23 protein-coding genes are annotated in these 24367 nt (G+C 35.4%); 19 read left to right on the top strand and 4 right to left on the bottom strand.

Going from position 1 to position 24367, the window contains the following annotated elements; translation table 11 throughout:
* The first annotated feature begins 355 nt into the window (after positions 1–355).
* The 4 genes from ACLMCG_RS17010 to ACLMCG_RS16995 all read left to right on the top strand — a co-directional run bounded on the left by ACLMCG_RS17010 (position 356) and on the right by ACLMCG_RS16995 (position 5003).
* The gene (locus ACLMCG_RS17010) at positions 356–1873 is read left to right on the top strand and encodes a TROVE domain-containing protein (protein ID WP_413960354.1); all 1518 of its coding nucleotides are present in this window, start codon (positions 356–358) and stop codon (positions 1871–1873) included.
* Between the two features lie 461 nt (positions 1874–2334).
* The gene (locus ACLMCG_RS17005; RefSeq protein WP_413960353.1) at positions 2335–2862 is read left to right on the top strand and encodes a DUF6584 family protein; all 528 of its coding nucleotides are present in this window, start codon (positions 2335–2337) and stop codon (positions 2860–2862) included.
* Between the two features lie 322 nt (positions 2863–3184).
* A complete protein-coding gene (locus ACLMCG_RS17000) occupies positions 3185–3427 on the top strand; it encodes a phosphate ABC transporter substrate-binding protein (RefSeq protein WP_413960352.1) in 243 nt (80 codons plus the stop codon).
* A gap of 736 nt (positions 3428–4163) precedes the next feature.
* Positions 4164–5003 (top strand): hypothetical protein, encoded by an 840-nt coding sequence (locus ACLMCG_RS16995; protein WP_223601100.1) that lies wholly within the window; start codon positions 4164–4166, stop codon positions 5001–5003.
* Between the two features lie 431 nt (positions 5004–5434).
* Here ACLMCG_RS16995 and ACLMCG_RS16990 read toward each other — a convergent pair whose 3' ends face one another.
* Both ACLMCG_RS16990 and ACLMCG_RS16985 read right to left on the bottom strand, forming a co-directional pair.
* On the bottom strand, positions 5435–5770 hold the full coding sequence (locus ACLMCG_RS16990; RefSeq protein ID WP_309876176.1) for a helix-turn-helix domain-containing protein: 336 nt from the start codon (positions 5768–5770) through the stop codon (positions 5435–5437).
* 11 nt (positions 5771–5781) lie between these two features.
* Positions 5782–6210, bottom strand: a complete 429-nt coding sequence (locus ACLMCG_RS16985) for a transposase (RefSeq protein WP_142719503.1) — start codon at positions 6208–6210, stop codon at positions 5782–5784.
* Positions 6211–6821: 611 nt separating this feature from the next.
* On the opposite strand from ACLMCG_RS16985, the gene ACLMCG_RS16980 reads away from it, so the two are divergent.
* Positions 6822–8360 (top strand): SulP family inorganic anion transporter, encoded by a 1539-nt coding sequence (locus ACLMCG_RS16980; RefSeq protein WP_413960351.1) that lies wholly within the window; start codon positions 6822–6824, stop codon positions 8358–8360.
* A gap of 362 nt (positions 8361–8722) precedes the next feature.
* Here ACLMCG_RS16980 and fusA read toward each other — a convergent pair whose 3' ends face one another.
* Positions 8723–10789 (bottom strand): elongation factor G, encoded by a 2067-nt coding sequence (gene fusA / locus ACLMCG_RS16975; protein WP_413960350.1) that lies wholly within the window; start codon positions 10787–10789, stop codon positions 8723–8725.
* A gap of 617 nt (positions 10790–11406) precedes the next feature.
* On the opposite strand from fusA, the gene ACLMCG_RS16970 reads away from it, so the two are divergent.
* The 10 genes from ACLMCG_RS16970 (at position 11407) to ACLMCG_RS16925 (ending at position 20228) form a co-directional block, all read left to right on the top strand.
* Positions 11407–12075 carry an HAD family hydrolase gene (locus tag ACLMCG_RS16970; protein ID WP_413960349.1) on the top strand — a complete coding sequence of 223 codons (669 nt, stop codon included), beginning with the start codon at positions 11407–11409 and terminating at the stop codon, positions 12073–12075.
* An 8-nt stretch (positions 12076–12083) separates the two neighbouring features.
* Positions 12084–12908 carry a phosphoribosyltransferase family protein gene (locus tag ACLMCG_RS16965; protein WP_413960348.1) on the top strand — a complete coding sequence of 275 codons (825 nt, stop codon included), beginning with the start codon at positions 12084–12086 and terminating at the stop codon, positions 12906–12908.
* Positions 12898–13455, top strand: coding sequence for a TerD family protein (locus tag ACLMCG_RS16960; RefSeq protein WP_142719508.1), 558 nt, complete (start codon positions 12898–12900; stop codon positions 13453–13455). Before ACLMCG_RS16965 ends, ACLMCG_RS16960 begins: the two co-directional genes overlap by 11 nt.
* 2 nt (positions 13456–13457) lie before the next feature.
* A complete protein-coding gene (locus ACLMCG_RS16955; RefSeq protein ID WP_413960347.1) occupies positions 13458–14633 on the top strand; it encodes a toxic anion resistance protein in 1176 nt (391 codons plus the stop codon).
* A gap of 16 nt (positions 14634–14649) precedes the next feature.
* Positions 14650–15597, top strand: coding sequence for a hypothetical protein (locus ACLMCG_RS16950; RefSeq protein WP_223601107.1), 948 nt, complete (start codon positions 14650–14652; stop codon positions 15595–15597).
* Positions 15598–15664: 67 nt separating this feature from the next.
* Positions 15665–16273: a TerD family protein gene (locus ACLMCG_RS16945; protein WP_213278133.1), complete on the top strand. Its 609-nt coding sequence runs from the start codon at positions 15665–15667 to the stop codon at positions 16271–16273.
* 85 nt (positions 16274–16358) lie between these two features.
* Entirely contained in the window at positions 16359–17402 is a 1044-nt protein-coding gene (locus ACLMCG_RS16940; RefSeq protein ID WP_129042352.1) for a TerC/Alx family metal homeostasis membrane protein, read from the top strand.
* A gap of 338 nt (positions 17403–17740) precedes the next feature.
* Positions 17741–18271 carry a TetR/AcrR family transcriptional regulator gene (locus tag ACLMCG_RS16935; RefSeq protein WP_413960346.1) on the top strand — a complete coding sequence of 177 codons (531 nt, stop codon included), beginning with the start codon at positions 17741–17743 and terminating at the stop codon, positions 18269–18271.
* A gap of 3 nt (positions 18272–18274) precedes the next feature.
* On the top strand, positions 18275–18685 hold the full coding sequence (locus tag ACLMCG_RS16930) for a DUF1348 family protein (protein WP_413960345.1): 411 nt from the start codon (positions 18275–18277) through the stop codon (positions 18683–18685).
* A 151-nt stretch (positions 18686–18836) separates the two neighbouring features.
* Positions 18837–20228, top strand: coding sequence for a T9SS type A sorting domain-containing protein (locus ACLMCG_RS16925; protein ID WP_413960344.1), 1392 nt, complete (start codon positions 18837–18839; stop codon positions 20226–20228).
* A 106-nt stretch (positions 20229–20334) separates the two neighbouring features.
* Here ACLMCG_RS16925 and ACLMCG_RS16920 read toward each other — a convergent pair whose 3' ends face one another.
* Complete coding sequence (locus ACLMCG_RS16920; protein WP_413960343.1) at positions 20335–21342, bottom strand: catalase; 1008 nt, start codon at positions 21340–21342, stop codon at positions 20335–20337.
* Between the two features lie 298 nt (positions 21343–21640).
* On the opposite strand from ACLMCG_RS16920, the gene ACLMCG_RS16915 reads away from it, so the two are divergent.
* The 4 genes from ACLMCG_RS16915 to ACLMCG_RS16900 all read left to right on the top strand — a co-directional run bounded on the left by ACLMCG_RS16915 (position 21641) and on the right by ACLMCG_RS16900 (position 24359).
* A complete protein-coding gene (locus ACLMCG_RS16915; RefSeq protein ID WP_051934256.1) occupies positions 21641–22075 on the top strand; it encodes an FKBP-type peptidyl-prolyl cis-trans isomerase in 435 nt (144 codons plus the stop codon).
* A gap of 144 nt (positions 22076–22219) precedes the next feature.
* Positions 22220–23170 (top strand): hypothetical protein, encoded by a 951-nt coding sequence (locus tag ACLMCG_RS16910; RefSeq protein WP_223601112.1) that lies wholly within the window; start codon positions 22220–22222, stop codon positions 23168–23170.
* A gap of 41 nt (positions 23171–23211) precedes the next feature.
* Positions 23212–23646: an Rrf2 family transcriptional regulator gene (locus ACLMCG_RS16905; RefSeq protein WP_413960342.1), complete on the top strand. Its 435-nt coding sequence runs from the start codon at positions 23212–23214 to the stop codon at positions 23644–23646.
* Between the two features lie 59 nt (positions 23647–23705).
* A complete protein-coding gene (locus ACLMCG_RS16900) occupies positions 23706–24359 on the top strand; it encodes an NAD(P)-dependent oxidoreductase (protein WP_413960341.1) in 654 nt (217 codons plus the stop codon).
* Positions 24360–24367: the final 8 nt, after the last annotated feature.

Genomic DNA, 24367 nt, shown 5'->3' with positions numbered 1-24367 from the left:
ATGATAGAAGGATTTTATAATGATGAATTATAAGTTATAAATGATGAATGCAGCCATAATATTTCATGCATCCATGTAAGTCTATGAAATTAGGCTAAATAACTTTCATTATTATTCAATAGGGGTGGGCTAAAGCCCACCTTATAAGTGCCCCATTCATACGGCTTTAGCCAAAACTTAAAATCTGCGTGATCTCTGAAGTACCATTTCAAATAAACATATTTGTAATAAAAAATAAATAAATATGAAGAAAAATTTTCTACGCAAAAAGGTTGCGTAATATTGTTTTTACTTTGCATCAGAAATCAGAGAGGAAGTATCAATCCTTCCCAATGTTTAACAAAAAACAGTAACCATGAAATTTAATTTTTTAAAAAAAGAAACGAAAGTAGTATTGAACTACGAAGGTGCAAAAGCATATGCGATGACACCTGCAGAAGAATTGTATAGTGCTGTTGTTACAACAGGACTGTCAGATGCCAACTATGAAAAAGGAAATGATAGATTGGAAAGAATTCAGTCTCTGATCAAAAAAAATGACCCGGAATTTGTGGCAAAACTGGCGGTATATGCAAGAAAAGATATGTACTTGCGTTCCATTCCATTGGTGTTGACAACTGAACTGGCAAAACAGACTTCCGGTACGGATCTGGTAAGCAAAACAGTGGAAGGTGTCGTTCAGAGAGCTGATGAAATCACAGAATTGCTGGCATACTACCAACTTGCAAACAAAAGAACAGATACTAAAAAACTGAATAAACTGTCAAAGCAGATTCAAAAAGGTTTGGTAAAGTCCTTCAACAAATTTGATGAATACCAGTTTGCAAAATACAACAGAAAAGCGGAGGTAACCTTGAAAGACGCATTATTCCTGGTTCACCCGAAGGCTAAGGATGAAAACCAGCAAGCTGCTTTCAACAAAATTGCCAATAATACACTTGAAACTCCATACACATGGGAAGTAGAGCTTTCCGTTTTGGGTCAGACGAAATTTGCTAATGATGCAGAAAGAAAGTTAGCCTTCAAAAATAAATGGGAAGAACTGATCTTCAGCAACAAATTGGGTTATATGGCAACCATGAGAAACCTGAGAAATATCCTTGAAGCGGGGGTATCACCTGATGCAATGAATAAAGTATGCAGATATCTTTCAGATGAAAGAGCGGTATCCAATTCAAAGCAGCTCCCATTCCGATTTCTGGCGGCTTACAGAGAATTAAAAACGATAGATTCTCCTTATTTGTCATTCGTGTTGGAAGCATTGGAAGATGCTGTGGTAGTAAGTGCTAAAAATATCAAAGGTTTTGGTTTTGATACTTCGGTAGTGATCGCTGCAGATGTATCCGGTTCTATGCAGAAAGCAGTTTCCAATAAAAGCAAAATCTTGCTGTATGATATCGGTTTACTGATGTCGATGATCCTTCAGTCACAGTGTAAAAATGTGGTGACAGGTATTTTCGGTGACCGTTGGTTGAGAGTTCCAATGCCTAAAAACGGTATTTTAAGAAATGTAGACGCTTTTTACAAACGCGAAGGTGAAGTAGGATATTCTACGAATGGTTATCTCGTTATCGAAGATCTGATCAAAAGAGGTGAAAAAGTGAACAAAGTAATGCTATTCACCGATACTCAGATGTGGGACAGCACCGGAAACAGAAACTCTTTTGAAGATCTGTGGAACAGGTACAAAACGATCGCACCCAATGCAAAGCTGTATATCTTTGATCTGGCAGGTTATGGCAGACAGCCGATTGATATCAGAAAAAATGATGTACATCTTATAGCTGGCTGGTCAGACAAAATTTTCGATGTACTGAACGCTTTGGAAGACAAAAAATCAGCCGTAGAAATAATTCAAAAAGTAGTGCTGTAAAAGGCACTGCTTTTAAAAATAACAACTGACACCGATCAAAATAATCAATATATTTAGGAGCTAATCCTGCTTTCCACTATATCTTTTTCGCCAAAGCTTTTTTCAGGCCATTCAGAAAAAGGATGCCGTTGCAATCAGGGCTATTGAATTAAAATATATATTAAAAATGCTGAATTGTAAATATCCAGAGAAAATTTCAAAACAATTGGCTGGAATTAAAGAATGACATAGGAAATGGAGGCGTTAAGAAAATAAACTATGCGAACGTTAAGAAAATTCTATTGTTTGAAGCGCGATACAGAAATTGAAACGAAGAAGTAGTATCACATTCGCGCAAGTTTTAGAATTTTTAGAGAGTGTAGATTATTTTTAGCCGGAATTTCCAAGTCTTGAATTTTTGGTTCTTTTGCTTCAAGGCAAAACGAACAAATATTTAAATAAAAATACATGGTTTAAAAATTATGGGAAATTTATTGTACAGAATTGAACAGGATCTCAAAGAAGGCAGAAAGAAAAAAGCCTGTGACAGACTAAGAAATATGATCAATCAGTTTCCCAATGATATTTCTTTGAGAAAAAAATTAGGACAAATTTATTTTGAAGTAGGATTTCTTGACGAAGCAGGTAAATTCTGGATTCTGTCTAAACCAGAGAATAATGAAATGGAGGCTGCAGTTGAGATTTACAGAAAGTCTTTAAGCAATTCAGGAAATGCTATTTTAAACGACATTGTTTTCAGAGGAGATAAAGATTTGCTTGATGAGCATGCAAAGAAAGTAATCTTGGAACTTGAGCAAGATAGCTTTAGAATAACCAGACAAATTCCAATTTTTAAAGCGAAAGCAAGAGAAAAAGGTCGTTATTCTGAAGATAAGACAACTTTTCTAGGTCAAATTAGATTTTTTTTATTGGTAGGATTACTAATTCTACTGCCTGTTTTAGGGATTTTTAAATTGTTTGAATTGATCTCATCACTATTTTCTCAATAAAAATAAAACTACGTAAAAAGATTGCGTACATGCAATATAATTTTGCAGTGTTAATAAATACCGGTGTCGTTAGAAAGAAAGACATTCTTCGATTCCAAAAATAGAGTCTTTCGACAGATTGCCCGGTATACCAATGTCGTTCATAAGAGTTCCATCATCAAACTTTTAATTTGACTAGAATCAAAAACTCTTATACATTGTTACTTGGTTTTTAATAAAAAAATAACTGCGTAAATAGAATGCGTACTAGCGATATAAATTTGTAAAAGATAAAACTAATAACAATGAATAACCATAAACCAAATCTAAAAGAAGCACTGTATTGAGGTTAATACTCAATACTTATGAAAAAACAAAGACATTAAGAAAGAAATTTGGATTCAATGAATATGGATTGATTGACTTTCCAAAGAAAATTTCCGGTGTACAGATTTCAAGAATTATGCATGGAAATGATATGGGGTGCTCATACTGTTTTCCACACGGTTATGAAGTGGTAAACGCAACGTATACAAAGTTCCAGAGAAACTGGAAGAAATACAGGAGAACTCAATGGAAAAATTAAAATCAGGTGTCGTTTTGGAGTCATACTTCGGTTCAGCCATCAGGTCACAGGTTCGATTCCTGTCATTCTTATTGTAAACGGGATATAGCTTAGCAGTCGTATAAATTTGCAAAAGATAAAACTAATAATCATGAATAATCATAGCAAGCAAGTGTCGTAAAACAGAGTTACTTCTTTAGGGACGGTAATACAGGTTCGAATCCTGTTCTGCAGCTGCAGATAGTAGAAATGGTAACACCCCGTATTGGTCTCTGTTTGATTTAATTACCTTGTTTAAATTATATCAGGTGTCGTTTTGGAATCATACTTCGAGTTAGGTCTTCAGATGTAGGTTCAATTCCTGCCATTCCTGTTGTAAACGGAATGTAGCTCAAAAGATAGAGCAGAAGAAAAAGAAAAGATTCCGCCATTTTGCCCTGATACTATAAAAAAGTGTAGCAGATATATAAATAAACAAGAAAACTAAAAATCAAGTGTCGTTTTAGAATCATACTTCGAGATTGAGTAAACATTGGGTCGCAGGTTCGAATCCTGCCTTTTCCCTCGAAAAGGAGAGGTAGCTCAGCAGGTAGAGCAAATGCACGGAAGATTCTGAGAATTTTACCTTGATTATATAAAAGAGTGTCGTAGAGAAGGCCTACTTCGGTTTAATTTGGTTCGACTCCAGAAGGTCATGGAAGTGATCTTGTACAAGTCTTTTCGAATCTTGCCTCTTTTTATTTTTAAATTAATAACAATGAATATACCAGTTAATCTGACTGAGTTTTTATACTGGGTCAAAGACCGTACAGAAAAATTATGGTCGGTAGATGATGAAAATTGTCCAAAAGGATTTTACGGAGCCAGATGGCAGGGGCTTTCCGAAGAACAAATTGATCAGGTTGAAAAAAAATATCAGGTCAGTTTTACTTCTGAACATAGAGAATTTCTAAAAATTCTTCATGCCATCGACAAAAAAGAAATTGTGGAATATGAAGATGAAGGAGAACTGATTACGGAAGAATGTACTTTCTTTTATAATTGGCTTGAAAATGAAGAGGAAATAAAAAAAATATTGAATACGCCATATGATTGGATGTTGGATGATATTGATTCAGTTAATAAAGTTTGGTTGAAATCATGGGGAATAAAGCCTGCATCCTTGGAAAAGAGAAAAGAAATTTTTGATGAATGGTTTTCACATGTTCCAACACTTTTACCACTTATGGGAACTCGTTATATAATAAGTGATGTAGATCTTGTTTGGAGACCTGTGCTTTCTATAAGAGGTTCAGATATTGTCATTATGGGATGGGATTTCAGAACTTATTTATTAAATGAGCTAAGAGGTTATCTTGATATTCATATTGATGTTTTTGATGAAGAAGATCAAATGTTTTATCCGGAGCTTATTGATGAAGTACAACAAATATTTAATGAAAACTATAAATATGATGAGACTAAAGACATTCCTTATCTCAAAGAAATGATTCTTTACTGGTCTTCCGGATGGAGTAGTTTCGGTTTAAGTTATCACCCGGAAAATGCCAGAGTTCATCCTATTGTTAAAACATATATAGCTGAAGAAGAAAAATAAAATAAACAAGTGCCGTAGAAAAATGTTACTTCGCTCATCACGACGGGGTCACGGGTTCGAGTCCCGTCTCTTCCACAGCAAAAAAACACGATGTATATAGGAAGAGTAGCTCAGTTGGTTAGAGCACGACTGCATTATTCGGATGTTGCCTTGTTTTCATAAAATCAGAAGCCGGAAGTGGGACGTTGAAAGATATCTTTGTATTATAATTTTCTATAGAGTCGGAGGAATCTCAGACTTGCCATCTTTCTTCTTCCCACTTCCAGCTTCTTTATAGTACTATTATGAAGTGTCGTTAGGAAAAAATTCATCGTAGACAATTAAGGGAGGAATAGCGAAGCCGGTCATTCCGGCAAGGTTATCCGGTTCGACTCCGGCAAACGTACAGCCCTGTTTTTTCCTTATCATTACCTTTATAAAATGCCGGTAAATTATTTACCGGCATTTTTCATTGTATCAAGCTCTTCTTCAAACATAAGTTTCCATTTTGAAAGAGTAGTTCTGCTTATTTTATATTTTCTGGACATATAGCTTGTTGAATGGCCATGCTTTTTCTGATACTGAAGCAGCTTTAGCATAGTCTGCCTGTCATAGGTTTTGAGTTTTTGATTTTCTCTGGACTGCTTGAACAGCTTTTCATTGAACTTCAGAACATCCTCACTGGTATTAAGTTTTTCAAGAAGTTCTTTGATTTTCGGATCTTTTAGCTTTTCCGGATATTCCATCTTTAGCATATCCTGATAAATTTTTTTGTAATTGGGGCGCATGTTTTATCTGTTTATCCGTTTACATTATCGCTCTTCTGAAGCCATCTGTGAAGGGTGCTTTTCGGAATAGAATACTCTTTAATGACTTCACTTTGGGTCATTTCACCGGAAAGAATTCTCTTCATAATAAAATCTTTAATTTCCTGAGTGTAAATGTTTTTCCTGAAATAAGGCGTTTTTTCGGACTTCTGCTGGTTTTTGTTGATAGCAGAAGGAGGTGCATATAAAATCAAATGGGAGCTGTAAAGTCTGAAAAAATCATATTCCAATAATTTACTCCATCTTAGAAGAAGATCTGTATCCATTGATTTGCTGTCATACATTACCTCGATTGCTCCTTCATCTTTGCTTAAAAATTTGCATATCCTTTCTATTGTTATTTCATTTTCATCTACCCTTTCCTTAATAAATTTCCCAATATGGATTTCTTTGTATAACATTTTTATTGAATATTATTCTTTTGTTTAAACTTATGTATCAAAAAAACGAAAATAGAATATATATATTATCTCATGTGGCGGAAAATAATTCACTTCAATTTGAAATTGATAAGAAATAGAAATTATGATGTAAGAATGTTAAATTACGTTTAATAAGATGATGAGTCTTAAAAAACGGATCAATAAATTACCAAATATCTTAAAAAAAAGGCGGGTAGGAGTCACCTTAATGTACTTGGGATATATTCTTTATTTTCAATGGGTTTCTTCTTCTTCTCTTTCAAACCTCTCTTCCTGCCATTTGTGTAAATAATATATAACCTATTAAGGTTTTTATGCAATTCTATGAGTTGAAGCTGTAGATAGATTGGTATACAGCTTTTTACGCGTTGAATTTTTTAATTAGTACCAAATAATTGCTTATTCGCTTTCAAATGTAAACAAAAATAAGAAGTAAAAAGAGATAGAAATGTAAAAATCATACTTTATATGCTTATTTTAATTAAAATTAACATATTATAACAGTTAATGTGTGAATTGCTTACAGGTGATGGGCTTCCTCATAGAAAAATGATAAAAAGAAAAATTGTATTCCATACCTTTGCAAATCAATGAAAAATACTATAAGCTTATTCGATTTTTCGAAGAAAATAAATTATAAAAATGAACTGCTGGCCGGTTTTACGGTAGCGATGACAATGATCCCTGAATCTCTTTCATTTGCTATCCTTGCCGGTTTGTCTCCGCTTACAGGGCTTTATGCAGCTTTTATGATGGGATTGGTAACTGCTGTTTTTGGTGGACGTCCGGGAATGGTTTCCGGTGGAGCTGGTGCAACTATTGTTGTATTGATCGCGCTGATACAATCTCATGGCATAGAATATCTTTTTGCTACTGTAGCACTGGCGGGGATACTTCAAATGTTGGTAGGTATTTTTAAACTGGGAAAATTTGTGAGATTGATTCCACAACCGGTTATGTACGGATTCCTGAACGGATTGGCCATTATTATTTTTATGGCACAGGTGGAACAGTTTAAAATTACAGACAGCAGCGGAGCAGTAAGCTGGCTGCAGGGAATGTCTTTGTATATAATGGCTGGTTTAACTGCCCTGACAATTGCAGTAGTCTACTTTTTTCCAAAAATAACGAAAGCGGTTCCTGCTTCTCTGGTAGCCATTATAATTGTATTTGCTGTCGTTCTTGGATTTAATATTCCAACCAAAACAGTAGCAGATATTGCCCATATCAGTGGAAACCTTCCAAGTTTTCATATTCCGAAAATCCCTTTTTCACTGGAAACTTTACAGATTATTTTTCCATATGCCTTAATTATGGCTGGAGTAGGTCTTATTGAATCTCTTCTGACACTATCCATGGTGGATGAAATCACCAATACAAAAGGAAGCACCAATAAAGAATCCGTAGCTCAGGGATTGGCCAATATTACCAACGGTTTCTTTGGAGGAATGGGAGGTTGTGCAATGGTAGCACAGACTTTAGTAAATCTTAATGCAGGTTCCAGAGCAAGATTATCGGGAATAATAGCATCACTTCTAATTTTAATAATCATTTTGTGTGGAGCGCCTGTTATTGAAAAGATTCCTATGGCTGCTTTAGTAGGAGTGATGATGATGGTGGCCATCAGTACTTTTCAGTGGGTGTCTATCAGAATTATTAATAAAATGCCGAAATCAGATATCTTCGTAGGAGTTACGGTTGCATTGATTACCGTGATTTTACATAACTTGGCGTTGGCAGTGTTAGTTGGAGTTATCATCTCGGCGTTGGTTTTTGCCTGGGATAATGCCAAAAGAATCCGGGCAAAAAAGCATGTAGATGAAAACGGAGTGAAACATTACGAAATATACGGACCGTTGTTTTTCGGCTCAGTAATGGCATTTACAGATAAATTTGACCCAATAAATGATCCTGATCAGGTTATTGTAGATTTTAAAGAAAGCCGTATTGTAGATATGAGTGCGATAGAAGCTTTAGGTAAATTATCTAAGCGCTATAAAGAACAAAATAAAACTTTACACTTGCGACATCTCAGTGAAGACTGTAGAAAAATATTGAAAAATGCAGAAGCTGTAGTAGAAGTTAATATTCAGGAAGATCCGACTTATAAGGTGATGCCGGAAAAATAGGGAGGTGGTCAATGAGTGAATTTTGCTTTGCAAGTGAATAGTGAATTTTGTAGTATGGAAAAATTGACAAGCGTAGCGAATTGACGATTACCCATTCACAATTTCATATTCAATAAAATGAATTTTGCTTTGCAAGTGAATAGTGAATTTTTGTAGTATGGAAAAATTGACAAGCGTAGCGAATTGATGATTGCCCATTCATAATTCCATTGTCAATGAGTGAATTTTGCTTCGCAAGCGAATAGTGAATTTTTGTAGTATGGAAAAATTGACAAGCGTAGCGGATTGACGATTGCCCATTCACCAAACATCCCATAACCAGACAAGGACTGTAAGAAAAAAAATCTACAGTCCTTGCTTGTTTAGGTGATTAATGTATTTGCAATAAAATCAGGCACTAAAGCATAGTGCGATAATTTCATGCTGATGGAAGCTTTTCCACTTGTCAGCGTTCTCAGATCAGAAATATACCCGAAAGTTGAAGCTAACGGAACTTCCGCTGCAAAAATCTTTCTTCCTGATTTTTCATCAATAGAAGTGATAATTCCTCTTCTTCTGTTGATATCCGCAGTGACAGCACCCGTATATTCTTCAATACTTTGGATCTCCACCTGCATGACGGGTTCCATAAGCTTGGGACTGCAACCTTTGGCCGCAGCTTTGAATCCTTCTCTTGCCGCAATCTCAAAATCAAACGCCGCGGAATCCTGCGCGTGGAAAGAACCGTCCAGAAGAGTAACCTTCATGTTTTCCAGAGGATAGCCTTTTAAAGGTCCGTTTTCCATAGCTTCTCTGAATCCTTTTTCAACAGAAGGAATAAATTCAGTGGGGATAACTCCTCCTTTGATCATATTGATAAATTCCAATCCATGTTCATTATCATTTCCTGGTCCGATTTCAAAACTGATATCAGCGAACTGCCCGCTTCCTCCGTTCTGCTTGGAAAGTTTCTCTCTATGAACTTTGGCTGCTGTTAAGATTTCACGGTAAGAAACTTTAGGTTTTCCCTGATTGACTTCAATACCGTGATTCAGACGGATTTTTTCCAAAGTAACCTCAAGATGAAGCTCTCCCAGTCCACTCAATAAAGTTTCTCCGGTCTGTTTATCCCTTTCAACCACCAAAGAAGGATCTTCTTCCTGGATTTTTGCCAGCACCAAACCAAAAGATTTCTCATCACCATTAGTTTTCGGTTCAATAGCCACCCTGATAACAGGAGTCGGGATTGTAATCGATTCCAGCAATATAGGCTTGTCTACAGAAGATAAAGAGTCTCCGGTTTTGGCATCCTTTATTCCTGTCAAAGCAATAATATCTCCCGCTTTAGCTTCTTCCAGTGATAACGTTTTGTCAGACTGCATTTGTAAAATCCTGGAAATCCTGAAACTTTCACCCGTTCTTACATTCAGTAAAGTATCTCCGGATTTAATTTTTCCGGAATATACACGGAGCATAGCCAGTCTTCCCATATGCTTGTCAATCACAACTTTGAAGACAAGCCCTGAAAAAGAAACAGTTTCATTCCTTTCCATTATTACTGTTTCTTCTGTATGAGGATCTCTTCCCTGCAGGTCAGCAAGCTGATCAGGTGCCGGAAGATATGTTACAACCGCATCTAGAAGAGGCTGGATTCCCTTATTCTTAAAGGCAGAACCACATAGAACGGGAACGGCAGATCCAGTTCTGCAGACTCTTTGTATAGCTTCTGTAACCATTTCAACAGTGACTGTATGTTCAGTATCCATGAAGATTTCAAAAAACGTCTCATCATATTCTGCCAGCGTTTCCAGTAATTTGATTCTGTATTCATCAGCTTCAGGCTGTGAAGCGGCTGGAATTTCCTTCTCTGCAATAGTTTCTCCATTTTCATCGGTCCAGTATAATGCTTTCATTTTGACAAGATCAATGACGCCTTCAAAATGACTTTCTGCTCCAACTGGAATCTGAAGAGCCAGAGGGACAGCATTTAGCTTGGTTCTTATCTCATCAAGAACGGCAAAGAAATCTGCACCAATTCTGTCCATTTTGTTGATGAAACAAATCTTGGAGGTTCCATGTTTTTCTGCCTGAAACCATACATTTTCAGTCTGTGGCTGAACGCCTGATGAAGCACAGAAAACTGCGACTACACTGTCCAAAACTCTTAGAGAACGTTCTACTTCCACGGCAAAATCGATGTGTCCCGGAGTATCAATAATGTTGATATTATAAACATTATCATCTTTTTTCCATTGTGTTGAAACCGCTGCTGAAGAAATGGTAATCCCTCTGTTTCTTTCCTGGATGTCTTTATCCATGGTGGTATTTCCGTCATCTACATTACCTATTTTATGAATAAGTCCTGTGTAATAAAGAAGTCTTTCGGATAATGTTGTTTTTCCTGCATCTACGTGTGCTATAATCCCTATATTTCGTGTGTTGTATTTCATTTTGTTAAATTTAAATTGTTGATTTTTAGATCTGTATTTAGAAAAGGTTCTGAAAAAAATGAACACAAAATACACTCCGGTCTCATAGAGCCGGTAAAAACATTTTTGTATTGCGTATCAAAGTGAAATTTTCAGAGATCTTAACAAATAACAGAAGTTTTTTTGAATTGTTAAAGTCTGAAATCAGGGCAGCAAAAAAGACCTATCCGAATAGACAGGTCTTCAATATATTTTTGGGTATAAAAGATCTATAGAACTATTCAGATAAATATTCAGTGCTGCCAAAGAACACAGCTCTGACAGGATTGCTTAATGTAATAATATTTATCATTTTTGTTGACATTGTTGATTTTTAATCGGTTGCGAAATTATAATTTTTTTTTGATTTCCAAAGAATTTTTGAAAATATTTTTTTTAAACGCTCCAAAAACCATCTTCTGCGAGTCTTTCAAATTCATAGAATTTCATAAAAATATCTTAAAACAGATAATGAACGTAATGCTTTTATGATAAATATTTTATCTTTGGGAAGAATAGTATGGTAAACACTTGTTGATGATTAAAAAAATTTAAATCTTTTTCAAGAAGCTAAATAAAAACTTTTAACTTAAAACCTATTGAAAACAGATATCGACATCCATAACCACTGTCATTTTTCCTTTGACCTGTGGCTCACTTTAATCAAATCTCATCCTGAATTTAAAGCAAAAAGAGTTGAGCTGTTCTCCTCATTTTTTAACGTAGATAAACCGATAGAAGAAGTTGCGAAAACTGTAAAATATTACGATGATCTTTGCAATACTATTAATGAAGTCACGGGAGGAAATATAGACACTTTTGAAATTTATCTGATGATTCTTGGTTCTCTGGGTGTGGATGTAAAACAATTGAATAAAGAAAAACTCAATGAGTTTTACGGAAAAAGTGAAGATTTATTTCTGGAATACAGACCGATTGTGATTTTTGAGAATATCCATGATTTTTTTGAGGATATTAAAAATCAGGGAAAGACCATCAATATTCTGAGCAATACAGGATTTATCAAAGGAACAACCATGAGAAAATTTCTGATCCACGAAAACCTTGATCAGTATATAGATTTCCACATTTATTCTGATGAAATCAACTGTTCCAAACCGAACCCTCTTATTTTTCAGGAAGTGAAAAATAATATCAAAAATCAGGATTTGCCAATGCACCAGATTCTGCATATCGGAGACAATCCGTTTGCTGATTATGAAGGAGCAAAGAACTTCGGTTTCAGTGCCCATTTACTTAAACACTAAAAATAAACATGAATACAAGATACAGCTTACACCACATTCATTCCGCAGATGAGTTTACATTCTCACCCGCGGAATACAGCTATTTCAAATATGGCGATAAGTCGTATGCTGAAAAATTTGCAAAAGAATTATTCGACGGATTTATTTCCGGAAACGAAGCGCTTTTAGATAGTGATAAAGAGATTGTAGTACTTCCAAGTCCTTATATGGCGATTCCTACGGCTTCTAATTTCTTATGTTTTTTCTTTAAAAAACATCTGGATTTTTATCTGTTTCAAAAAGGAAAAAAGTCAAGTGTTTTATCTAAAATCAACCGTAATCACACCTATATCACAGATTACGGGAACCTCAATTTTGAAGACCGTAAAAATCTGATCGCAAATGATACTTATTATATCGATAAAGATTTTTTGAGAGGAAAACTTTGTATTTTTATAGACGATATAAAAATCACGGGAAGTCATGAATATACAGTCAACAGAATTCTGGATGAATACAGCGTAGAGGCAGACTTTATGTTCCTGTATTATGCTGAACTGATGAATTTTGACCTTGATCCTAAGATTGAAAACTTTTTCAATTATTATGCAGTAAAAAATGTAAAACATGTTGCAGAGGTGATGAATAAAGAGAGTTTTGAATTCAATACAAGGATTGTAAAATATATTTTAGGACTGGAATCAAGTAATTTTGATTATCTTACGTCTAAAGTAAAAAGAGAACAGATGGACCTGCTTTTGGAACTGGCCATCAGCAACAATTATCATTTAATAAAAGAATACGAAAATAACATCAATACTTTAACACAAACGGAATTATATTATGGCTATTAACTTACAAAAAGGACAAAGAGAAAACATTAACGCACCTAAATTTACTGTAGGTTTAGGATGGGATATCAATAATACTTCTACAGGGACAGGATTTGACCTTGATGCCTCTTTGTTTTTGCTTGGAGACGATAAAAAATTAGTTTCAGATAATCACTTTATTTTCTATAACAACCTTGAATCTCCGGACAAATCGGTGATCCACACAGGAGATAACCTTACAGGGGAAGGAGCTGGTGATGACGAGCAGATCAAAATTGATCTTACCAAAATTGATGATGCGATCAAAGAAATTACAGTAGTAGTAACGATTCACGAAGCAGATTCAAGAAAGCAAAACTTTGGACAGGTAAGAAATTCTTTCATCAGAATTTTCAATACAGATACCAATGAAGAAATCTTAAAATATGAATTAGATGAAGATTTCTCAATCGAAACCGCAGTAGAATTCGGAAGAATTTACAACAGAAACGGAGAATGGAAATTTGAGGCTGTAGGGGCAGGACAGAGAGAAGGCCTTGAGAAATTTGTATCAATTTATCAGAAGTAATTATGGACAATCAGGAAAATCAACCCATAGATCCGCTAGGATCAATAGAACCTCTTAAAACCTTTGAACCTACTCCAATGGTTCCTCCAACTCCGGCTCAGCCTGTTCAGAATACAGCACCGGCAGTTCTTCTGGACAGAGAGGGAAATGTAAATCTGACTCAGCTGCAGTCAGAAGAACGTCAGAAATATGAAGTTCTTGCGAACTCTATTGATGAAGCCAATCCGGGGTCTATTGTGAATTTCGGGGCGGAACTTCAGAAAACTTTAACTAACCAGAGTGATAGCTTCTTAGGAAATGTAAGAAGATCAAACTCAGGAGAAGTAGGGGGACTTATCAATGACCTTTTGGTAGAGCTTAACTATGTAGATGTAGAAGAGCTTAACGGAAATAAAGTAAAAAGCTTCCTGAGTAAATTACCATTTATGAAGAAGGTAATGACGCAGGTGGAAAATTTATTTGCAAAATATGATAAGATCATCAATAATATTGAGCAGATCTCTTATAAAGTAAATGCAGGTATTATTACTTCTACAAAGGATAATGCGGTACTTCAGACTATTTTTGAAAGCAATGTGAATTCTATCAAGCAGATTGAAGAACTTGTAATTGCAGGAAATATAAGAATGGAAAGAGCTGCAGTAGAACTTGCTCAAATGGAAACTGCTCCTCAGAATTTTCAGGATTATCAGATTGCGGATAAGAGAGATTTCATTGCAAGATTAGACAGAAGAATGGCGGATCTTAAAGTGGTGCGTGTGATTATGATGCAATCACTTCCACAGATCAGACTGGTACAGAACAACAACGTTTCTATTGCTGAAAAAGCACAGACGATTCTTACCACTACGCTTCCTGTCTGGAAAAACCAGCTTTCACTGGCTGTAGCAATGTACAGACAGCAGCAGAATATTGAAATCCAGCAGAAAGTATCTTCTACTACAGAAGAAATTTTAAGAAAGAATGCAGAGCGTCTTGGCCAGAACTCAATAAATGTTGCCAGAGCGAACGAGCAGACTATTGTTTCTGTGGAAACATTGAAAGAAACAACATCAATGTTGATCAATACATTGAATGAAGTGAAACAAATTCAGAAACAGGGAGCAGATAACAGAAGAAAACTGGATCAGGATCTTCAGACATTGGAGCATGAACTAAAAGCGAATGTCAGAGGTTAATTTATAGGATACTAAGGTGGGGGATGATGCAGCAACCATATTGTCGCAAAGCAAAAGGAGATTAACCAAGCTTAAGCTTCTTGCGAATTTTTTTGAACATATTGACATAATATCTATTTACATCAAAACAGATATTATCCACAATCTGTTCCAGGAAAATACGGCTTTGGATTACAATAAACTGGAACTTTTCCATCTGCAGTATACCGACAGTCTCATAGAACTTCTTACTAAAATTAAAAAACAGAAGGAAAATGACATGCTGGCTGTTATCAATGAAATTAACATCAACAGTAAATATATTTCAGGTTTTGAAGAAAGACGGGTAGACAGTTTTCAAACCGACAGGAAAATGTATAGCGGTGTATTTTCCCAACATCTGAAAACATTATATAAAGACCTTACAGAAGATAGTTTTACGGCCAATTGGGATAATGTACTGTATTTTCATAAAAAATATGCTCAGGAATTTTACAGAACGGAAGCAGATGAATTATTGTTGAAATCCGATTCTTTTCCTGCTTATCAGTATAAAGATTATTCCATTGAAAGAAAATTACTAGGAAGGCTTAATATACAAGGGTTTAAAGTCCGTTTTGTCTGTGGTTACCTTATCGGAACCCACGATTATGAACTTTTCAAAATCTTTCAGTCTGATGATTATTTTATTTTCAGTGTAGACGAAAAGAAATTGTATCTTTTTGACAAAGAATTGGATAAGCTGGATATTTCTGAAAATCAGTCTAACCAGAGTTCCATTATCGATCAGCTGAGAAATAAAAATGAACAGTTGGAAAATAGTATGAACGAAAGAAAACGTGCTTTACCGGCAGAAGTGGAAGGTGTTTTGAAAGATTATATTAAAAACCTTGAAAATATGGACATTATGAGCAAGATATTTGATTTTGACGAAGAAACGAATATTCTGCGCGCGATGCTTAATCTGAATTTGAATAATAACTAAAACGAAATTTGAAAAGCAAAGAAGTATGCTTTTTTGCAAAAAGTAAATAACAACTAAACATAAAAAGATGGCTATCAACTTACAAAAAGGTCAGAGAATCAACCTTAAAAAAGAAAATGGAGCTGAGCTTTCTCAAGCTTGTGTAGGAATCAACTGGGGAGCAATTGAAAAGAAAGGATTTTTTGGAACTAAAAAAGAAGCAGTAGACTTAGACGGAAGCTGTATTTTATATGATTCAAACAAAAATGTTACAGAAGTAATCTATTTTGGGAATCTTAAATCAAGAAACGGATCTGTAAGACACAGCGGAGACGACCTTACTGGTGATGTGGATGGTGATGACGGATTGGATAATGAAGTAATCACTGTAGATTTCAGCCAACTGGAGCCTAACGTAGAACACGTTGCAATGGTACTGAACAGCTACAGAGGTCAGGATTTCGGAACCATTCCTTTTGCTTCTATCCGTATTTATGAGGGTTCACCTACCAACGTAAGAGAAGTTTTTGCAAAATATGATATTGCAAATGATGCTTCTTTCAGGGGACATGTTGCCATGGTAATGGGAGTTTTCTACAAGAGAAACGGAGAGTGGAAATTCAACGCTATCGGAGATCCTACTGCAGACAAAAAACTGGAACAGACGGTTCAGACAGTTCAGATGAATTACCTGTAATCAATTGTCAATCAAAAGATAAATAAAATAGCAATATTTGTACTCTGTACATCTATTGCTTTTATCATATAATAACATAACTAAAGTGGAACATCAAAGTATTTTAGAACTGCACCCAGGTCTGGTGTGGGGATTTGCAGTAACAGTCGTTATCATGCTGCTCCTGGACTTAGGGGTATTTAATAAAAAAAGTCATGAAGTATCTTCCAAAGAAGCTACCATCTGGTCAATAGTATGGATCTCGCTTTCAATGGTTTTTTCAGGAGTGGTGTATTGGGTATTCAATACCGATGGAAGTCCTGAAAGCCATGCTTTGGCAATAGAAAAATTTACCCAGTATCAGGCTGCCTACTGGATTGAAAAGGCCCTGTCTGTAGATAACTTATTTGTATTTATCCTCGTTTTCGGTTTCTTTAAAGTTCCGAAGTATCTTCATCACAAAGTTCTTTTCTGGGGGATCATCGGGGCGTTAATCTTCAGAGCCATATTTATCTTTGCAGGAGTAGGATTAATAAACTTGACTTACCTTCCTGAAATGAATATCTTCGGAGAAGCAGTGAAAATCAACGTTGTAATGACATTGTTCGGATTATTCCTTGTGTATGCGGGGATCAAATCCTGGGGCGACGGTGACGATGATGATGATGAAGATTACAGCAATACAGCAGGAGCAAGGCTAATCAAGAGTTTCTGGAAAGTTTCCGATAACTATGATGGAGATAAATTCTTCACCATTCAGAACGGAATCAAAATGGCAACTCCTCTTTTAGTGGTAGTTGGTGTTATTGAATTTACAGACGTTCTTTTCGCAGTAGATTCCATTCCGGCGATCTTCGCGATTTCCAATGACCCTTTTATCCTTTATACATCAAATATCTTTGCGATTTTAGGATTAAGATCATTATACTTCCTGTTGGCGAACTTTATCCATATGTTCAGCAAACTTCCGTACGGATTGGCGATTATCCTGTCCTTTATCGGGGTTAAAATGCTTATCGCACCATGGATTCATATTCCGTCTCCGGTTTCTTTGGGAATCGTAGGAGGAGTATTGGTAATCTCTGTTCTGTTATCCATCATCTTCCCTGAAAAAGAAGAAGAGAAGAAAGAAGAATTGGAAGAAAAATAATCTTATTTAAAAAATATATTAAAAGCCTCTGGAATTTATTTCTGGAGGCTTTTTGTTGGAAAACGCAAAGGCGCAAAAAGGATAAGCATTGTGCTGTTTTTAAGGCGCGAGAATATTTCGGCTTCGCTCAATATAGGATTTACAGCAAAAGTCATATGATTAGCAGTATTAAATTTTATAGAAGATAAAATCCTTGCGCCTTAACACATTATTTTTCATGAAAACTTCGCGCCTTTGCGTTTTCCGACATTTTACCCAAAAATTATTTTAAAATAAAATAGACAGACTGGTCTGTATATTATTTTTTTTCATACATTTGTTCCAGAAAAGAAAAGCATATGAAATCTCCAAGAGAAAGAATAGTAGAAATAACCTTTGAATTGTTTGCAAAACAAGGGTACAATTCTACAGGAATCAACCAGATCATTTCCGAGGCAGAAGTAGCCAAAGCAAGCTTTTATCAATATTTTAAATCCAAAGAAGACCTATGTGTAGAATTTCTGAAGGTAAGACATGAATATTGGTTCAGTGAACTCAATAGTTTTCTGTCAAAGGAAAAAGACCCGAGATCTAAAACCATCCAGGCTTTCGATTTTCTGGTATATATGAATAAAAAAGAAAATTTCCGTGGGTGCAGCTTCCTGAATATTTTATCTGAAATACCAATGGATAATGTTAAAATTCTGAGTGTCATTCAATCTCACAAGGCAGATCTGAGAAATTTTTTTTTAGAATTGCTAAATAATGATGATGAACTTTCCGATCATGTCTATATGCTTTTTGAAAGCAGTATTATAGAAAGCCAGCTTTTCAAATCCAATGAACTCATTGAAAAATCAAAAAAAATAGTCACCAATTTAATACAATAAGTTATGGAACAAAAACATCCGCTTCCGCCTTTCACCCTTGAAACGGCACTGGAAAAAATTCAACTGGCAGAAGACGCCTGGAACAGTCAGGATCCCGAAAAGGTTTCCAAAGCATATACTATCGACAGCGAATGGAGAAACAGAGATACATTTGTGAATGGCAGAGAAGAGATTGTAGTATTTCTTCAGAAAAAATGGGAGAAGGAGCTTCATTATAAGCTTAAAAAAGAATATTGGGCACACACAGATAATCGCATTGCTGTCCGCTTTGAATATGAATATCAGACTAAAGATGGAGGCTGGTTCAGAGCGTATGGAAATGAGAACTGGGAATTTGATGAAAACGGTCTTATGGCAAAAAGATATGCAAGCATCAATGATTTGGATATCAGGGAAGAAGACCGGAAATTATAAGTACAAGACTGTTATAACGACAGTCTTTTTTTAGGTGGAAATTCATTTTCTTGTTTTATATTTGTGGAAAATTATTCGATGTTATAAACTAATAACCATCTGAATTATATGCTCATCTGAAAAATAATTCGGATATAAAACTTAAATACAAATGAGAAAAAATCGATCAATCGAAAAAGTATTCTTACTTTTTTTACTTACGCCTTTTCTGGCTTTTTCCCAATGTTGGAAAGAAATCTCTACAGGAAGATCGAATTCTGTTGGTTTAAAAAATGACGGAAGTCTTTGGACCTGGGGAAATAATTGGTATGGACAATTGGGTGATGGAACCAATGTGTATAAAACAAGCCCGGTTCAGATAGGGAATACTAACTGGAAAAGTATCATATCAACTCCTGCAGAAGATTATGTTATGGCTATAAAATCTGATAATTCACTCTGGGGATGGGGAAGTAATTTTATGGGAATACTCGTGAGTACTACCAATGAAAATATAACCAGCCCTACAGAAATCGGAAACGCTGCAAATTTAAAGAGTGTCGCTCCAGGAGTGCATATTTTAACTATACGAACAGATGGAACGCTTTGGGCTAAGGGAAATAATACTTTTGGGCAATTAGGAGACGGAACAATAACAGACCAGAACTATAATTACATTCAAATAGGAACGGATACTAATTGGAAAGCTGTTGCAGTCGGAGTATTTCACAGTATTGCACTTAAAACTGATGGAACACTTTGGGCCTGGGGTTTTAATGCAACAGGACAACTGGGAGATGGTACTACAATTTGGAAAAAAATTCCCGTTCAGATAGGAACAGATACTAACTGGAAAAGCATATCAGTTGGAGCTAATCACAGTCTTGCATTAAAAACAGACGGTACAATTTGGGCCTGGGGGTATAATTCTTCTGGAAAGTTAGGTGACGGTACAACTATAGATAAACTTGTTCCTACCCAAATAGGTACTGCTTCTGATTGGACAAGTGTTTTCGCTGCAGTCAATCATTCATTAGCTATTAAAAATAATGGAACACTTTGGGCCTGGGGAGATAATATGACAGCCCAATTAGGTGATGGTACATATCTTACTAAAATGACTCCTATACAAATAGGTACAGACAGTAATTGGAAAAGTGTAGTTGGGGGGTATAATCATACACTTGCTTTAAAAACAGATGGTTCACTTTGGTCTTGGGGAGATAATACCAGCGGCCAGCTTGGAAATGGTACTAATGCTGAAAGAATAATACCTACAGCCATTTCATGCCCTACGACCATGACATTGCAAGTAGGAGAAAACAGTAGAAAAAATGAAGGAATAATATTGTATCCAAATCCTACAAAGACTTCATTTATAATTAAAAATCTATCAGGAATTAAAACAGTGGAAATCTATAACGAAGAAGGAAGGTTAGTCGGTTCCTATGCAGACAGTAATAGTATTAATGTACAATCCTTACCAGAAGGATTATACTGGGTAAAGGTAGAAGATGCCAAAGGCATGATAATCATTAGAAAATTAATTAAAACTGAAAAATAATAATTTATAAATAGTAGAAAAGGAACAGTCTAAACACTGTTCCTTTTTTGTCCTCTATATTAATATCTTTTACGTTATGTGCAAAAATTCATAACTCATTATTATATTAACCGTTTTTCCCATGCAGCAGTTTATTAATCTTTCTCCTCGTCTGTACAGATACTTTATAAGCTTCATCACGCAGTTTCTGTATTTTTCCTACAGGCTGAAAAAAGATTTTACTTTCAAAAGGATTGAATGACATCAGTTCATTGGTACAATCACGGGAATCGAGCAATGAATCCTTATTTATTTTTACCTCACCGATTTTAATGAAAGGAGAGTTTTTCCATTCTACATTCAACTTATTGATCGGTTGATCCTGAAGATCGTAACATAGCTGTATCAATATATCAGCAGAAAAATCATGAGACTGCAGGTAATTTTTTAATGAGTCTTTGATCTGCTGCTTTTTCCCTGTATGTTTATCCACATTCTTAGGAGATAATTTTATTTTAATGATTTGATCTCCCAGTCGGTAAGCACCTATAGAATAATAATCAAATGACAGGATAAAATCATTTCTTTTACCTATCAGCTTGATCATATTACGAACCATATCACCGGTCAATGCAGAAGGAATTACTTTAATTATCTGAAGCAGCATTGGAAACAGGCTGCTCCATTTTTTGATGTAAAACTTATTAATAGCGGTAAACAATTTCAGAAAAGTAGATACAGAATTAATCGGGAACAACGAAAAATTTACCAATGGATAATTAGCAAGTAATCCGCCGTTCTCATCCTTGATCTGCACGGCAAACCCATAAGCAGGAATATCCTTTTTAGAGTTTTTAATTTTCAGCTGGGCATTGGAAAATCGGATGGTCAGATCAAATTTTTCCTTATCAAAAAAAGGCTGCAGTGATTCCGGAATATCCGGTTCAGTCCAGAATGTTCCCTTTGCTACAGCATACGTTTTTGCATGAGCATTTCTTGTAGCATAATTGACATCACTGATAGAAGAGGATTGTTCAACAAAATCCGCTATTGTTTTTTTATTGAGTTCCAGAAGTTTTTTTTCCTCCTCATTCAGTTCATCAAACTTCTTATTATATTTTAATGGATTTGGCATTTAGTTTTTAAAATCCAATTATAACGCCAAGTTTCGAAATCTGTGTTAAGTAAGTATTACAATTATTTGAACTTTGTGGAAAAGATGTTTAAAAATAAGGAAATGTAAGACAATATGATTAGTGAATATTGAAAAATAGAATGGTTAACTTGTTGATTGTTAATGTTTAGTTTTTTTAATAAGAATGAATCAGAAGCATGTTGTTATGATAGGAAATGCTTTGGATTTTTAACCTTCCCTCATCGTGCTTCCATCTTCCAACTCTAAAAAAGCCTTATCTTTGTAAAAAATTTATAATATGGGAGTAGCAGATATGTTATTTAAACGTAAAAAAGAATTGGCAGAAAAGAACCTGAAAGATGGTAAAGAATATATGGAAGAGTATGGTAAGAGAGAAAGCGTTGTGCAGTTACCAAGCGGCTTACAGTATGAAATCATTACAGAAGGTGATGGAGCAAAACCAGGGCCTAAGTCTACTGTAAAATGCCACTATCACGGAACTACTATTTCCGGTAAAGTATTCGACAGCTCTGTAAAAAGAGGTACACCTGCATCTTTCCCTTTAAACAGAGTAATTTCTGGATGGACGGAAGCTCTTCAATTAATGCCTGTTGGAAGCAAATGGAGACTGATTATTCCACCGCATTTAGCGTATGGAGATCAGGAGATCAGCAAAGAAATCGGACCAAACAGTACGCTTGTTTTTGAAGTTGAATTGCTGGATATTAAATAATCCTTCTTAAAAATAGATTAAAAAATTACCTGATTTCAGGTAATTTTTTTTATTTGTACTATATTCGTATTGATAATTGCAAAACAAAGGTGACAGGAAAAGATTTGTTTTATAATACGTCCGGTAACACAAAAATATGACTGAATGAAAAAACTCTTCTACCTTCTCGCTGTGGTAAGCTTACTGGTGTCCTGTGTTTCCAAAAAAAATCAGGCAATCCAGCAGAATATTCTTACCCTTAAGGACAGCTACTGTAAAGCTCCCTTTAAGTATAATTATAATAATAAACTTCCATCTTATAATTCGGATTCTATTTTAGCAGCCAATAAAGAACTCAGCGGAATGTTTACCGATCAGAGTGTTTTAATTTTAAATGCATTGGGTAATCTTGATGATGTTCACAAAATCATCGAACTGAAAAAAGATTCTTCCCTCACTTCACAAGTGAAAATATTGCAGCTTAAAACCAAAATCAACAGCAGGATTACGATTGCTTTAACAGAACTGGATGCGGTGGCCGCAGAATTTGACTGTGAGGGAGAGAGAGTAGCTCAGATCGGAAGTTATGTGGATAATCTAAATGCCTCAAGAAATAATAAACTGATTTTATATTCAATCATTGCCGGGGCAGCTTCATCTATTGCCGGAGGAATTGTGAAAAGTGATGGCTGGGATAATGCAATAGGTATCGGAGGAGGTATTTTAGGAGCAGGCTTTGGTTTGGCAACCCTTAACCCGAAAGGAAAAAAGGTAGAATTTATTCATCAGAGGAATCTTTTGAGAGATATCTGGAAAGAAAAACTGGAGTCTCCCAATTTTCCACCTTTCATCTGGTATATGTATACTGAGAAGAAGTTTTCCAACAAAGAAGAATATTCTATTATAGGAAATATGAAACAGAGGTGGCTTCATTATCAGTTTGATGATGTAAAAGAAGCTGCAGATAAGTCTGTGATTTTCAGTGATGGTGGGTTTTACAGAGCAGATGATCTGAATAACCGTGCTGCCATGCTCAATCAGATGCAGTCAGCAACCCGTACCATCAATCAGAACATCAATTATCTGCTGCTTGATCTGGATAAATTAATCCTTTAAGAAAAAATTAACTGTAATAAATTTTGTTACATTTAAAAAAAATGTATATTTGCAGTGCAATTACAATGAACAATACAAGATTTGCTACGGCAATACATATTATGACCTTATTGGCGAAGAGCCCTCAGGAGTGGCTTACTTCCGAGTGGATAGCCGGTAGTATCAATGTGAATCCGGTGATTATCCGAAAGGAAATCAGCGTATTAAGAGAAGCAGGCTTGATTATCAGCAGACAGGGAAAAGAAGGAGGAAGTCAGCTTGGCAAAAATGCGGAATTGATCACTATTTCTGAGATCTATAAAGCAGTGAAAAATACAGAAGTATTAGGGAAAAAAAATCAGAACCCTAATCCAGCCTGTAGTGTTGGTAAGGAGATTAATACTCATTTAAATACATTATTTGAAGAAACAGACCATTTAGTAGTAAAGTTTTTAGGAGACAAGTCATTACAGGTATTCGCTGACCAGTTCGAATAAAAATTTTTTATCTTTAAATGTAACAAAATTTATTACAATTTAATTAAAAATAAAACATTATGAAAAAAGTAGCAGTAATTGGTGCAACAGGATTTGTAGGAGCAAATGTAGTAGCAGAATTAACAAACAGAGGTTATGCTGTAGAAGCATTGGTAAGAGATGCATCTAAAGTAAAATCACAGGAGAATGTAACGGCAAAAAGCGTTGATGTAAACAATGTAGATGAATTAGCTGAAGCATTAAAAGGAAGCGATGCCGTTATCAGTACTTTCAACGCAGGATGGACGAATCCTAATCTATACAATGATTTTTTGAATGGTTCTGAAAATATTCAAAAAGCAGTAGAGCAGTCCGGTGTAAAAAGACTGATCGTAGTAGGTGGAGCAGGAAGCCTTTACACTCCGGATAATGTACAAATCGTAGACACGCCTGATTTCCCGGATGCTTACAAACCAGGCGCTACAGCAGCAAGAGATTATCTGAACAAAATCAAAGAAAACAAAATATTGGATTGGACATTCTTCAGTCCTGCAGTGGAAATGAACCAGGCGAATGTAGGAGAGAGAACAGGGAAATACAGAACTTCATTAGAAACTCCGGTATTTGATGAAAACGGAAGAAGCCGTCTGTCTGTAGAAGATGTAGCCGTAGTTTTGGTAGATGAACTGGAACAGAACAACCATATCAGAGAACGTTTTACAGCGGCTTATTAATTATAAAA

It is taken from the genome of Chryseobacterium sp. S90 (assembly GCF_047444895.1).
GTDB lineage: Bacteria > Bacteroidota > Bacteroidia > Flavobacteriales > Weeksellaceae > Chryseobacterium.
This window is presented reverse-complemented; position numbering and strand designations above follow the sequence as displayed.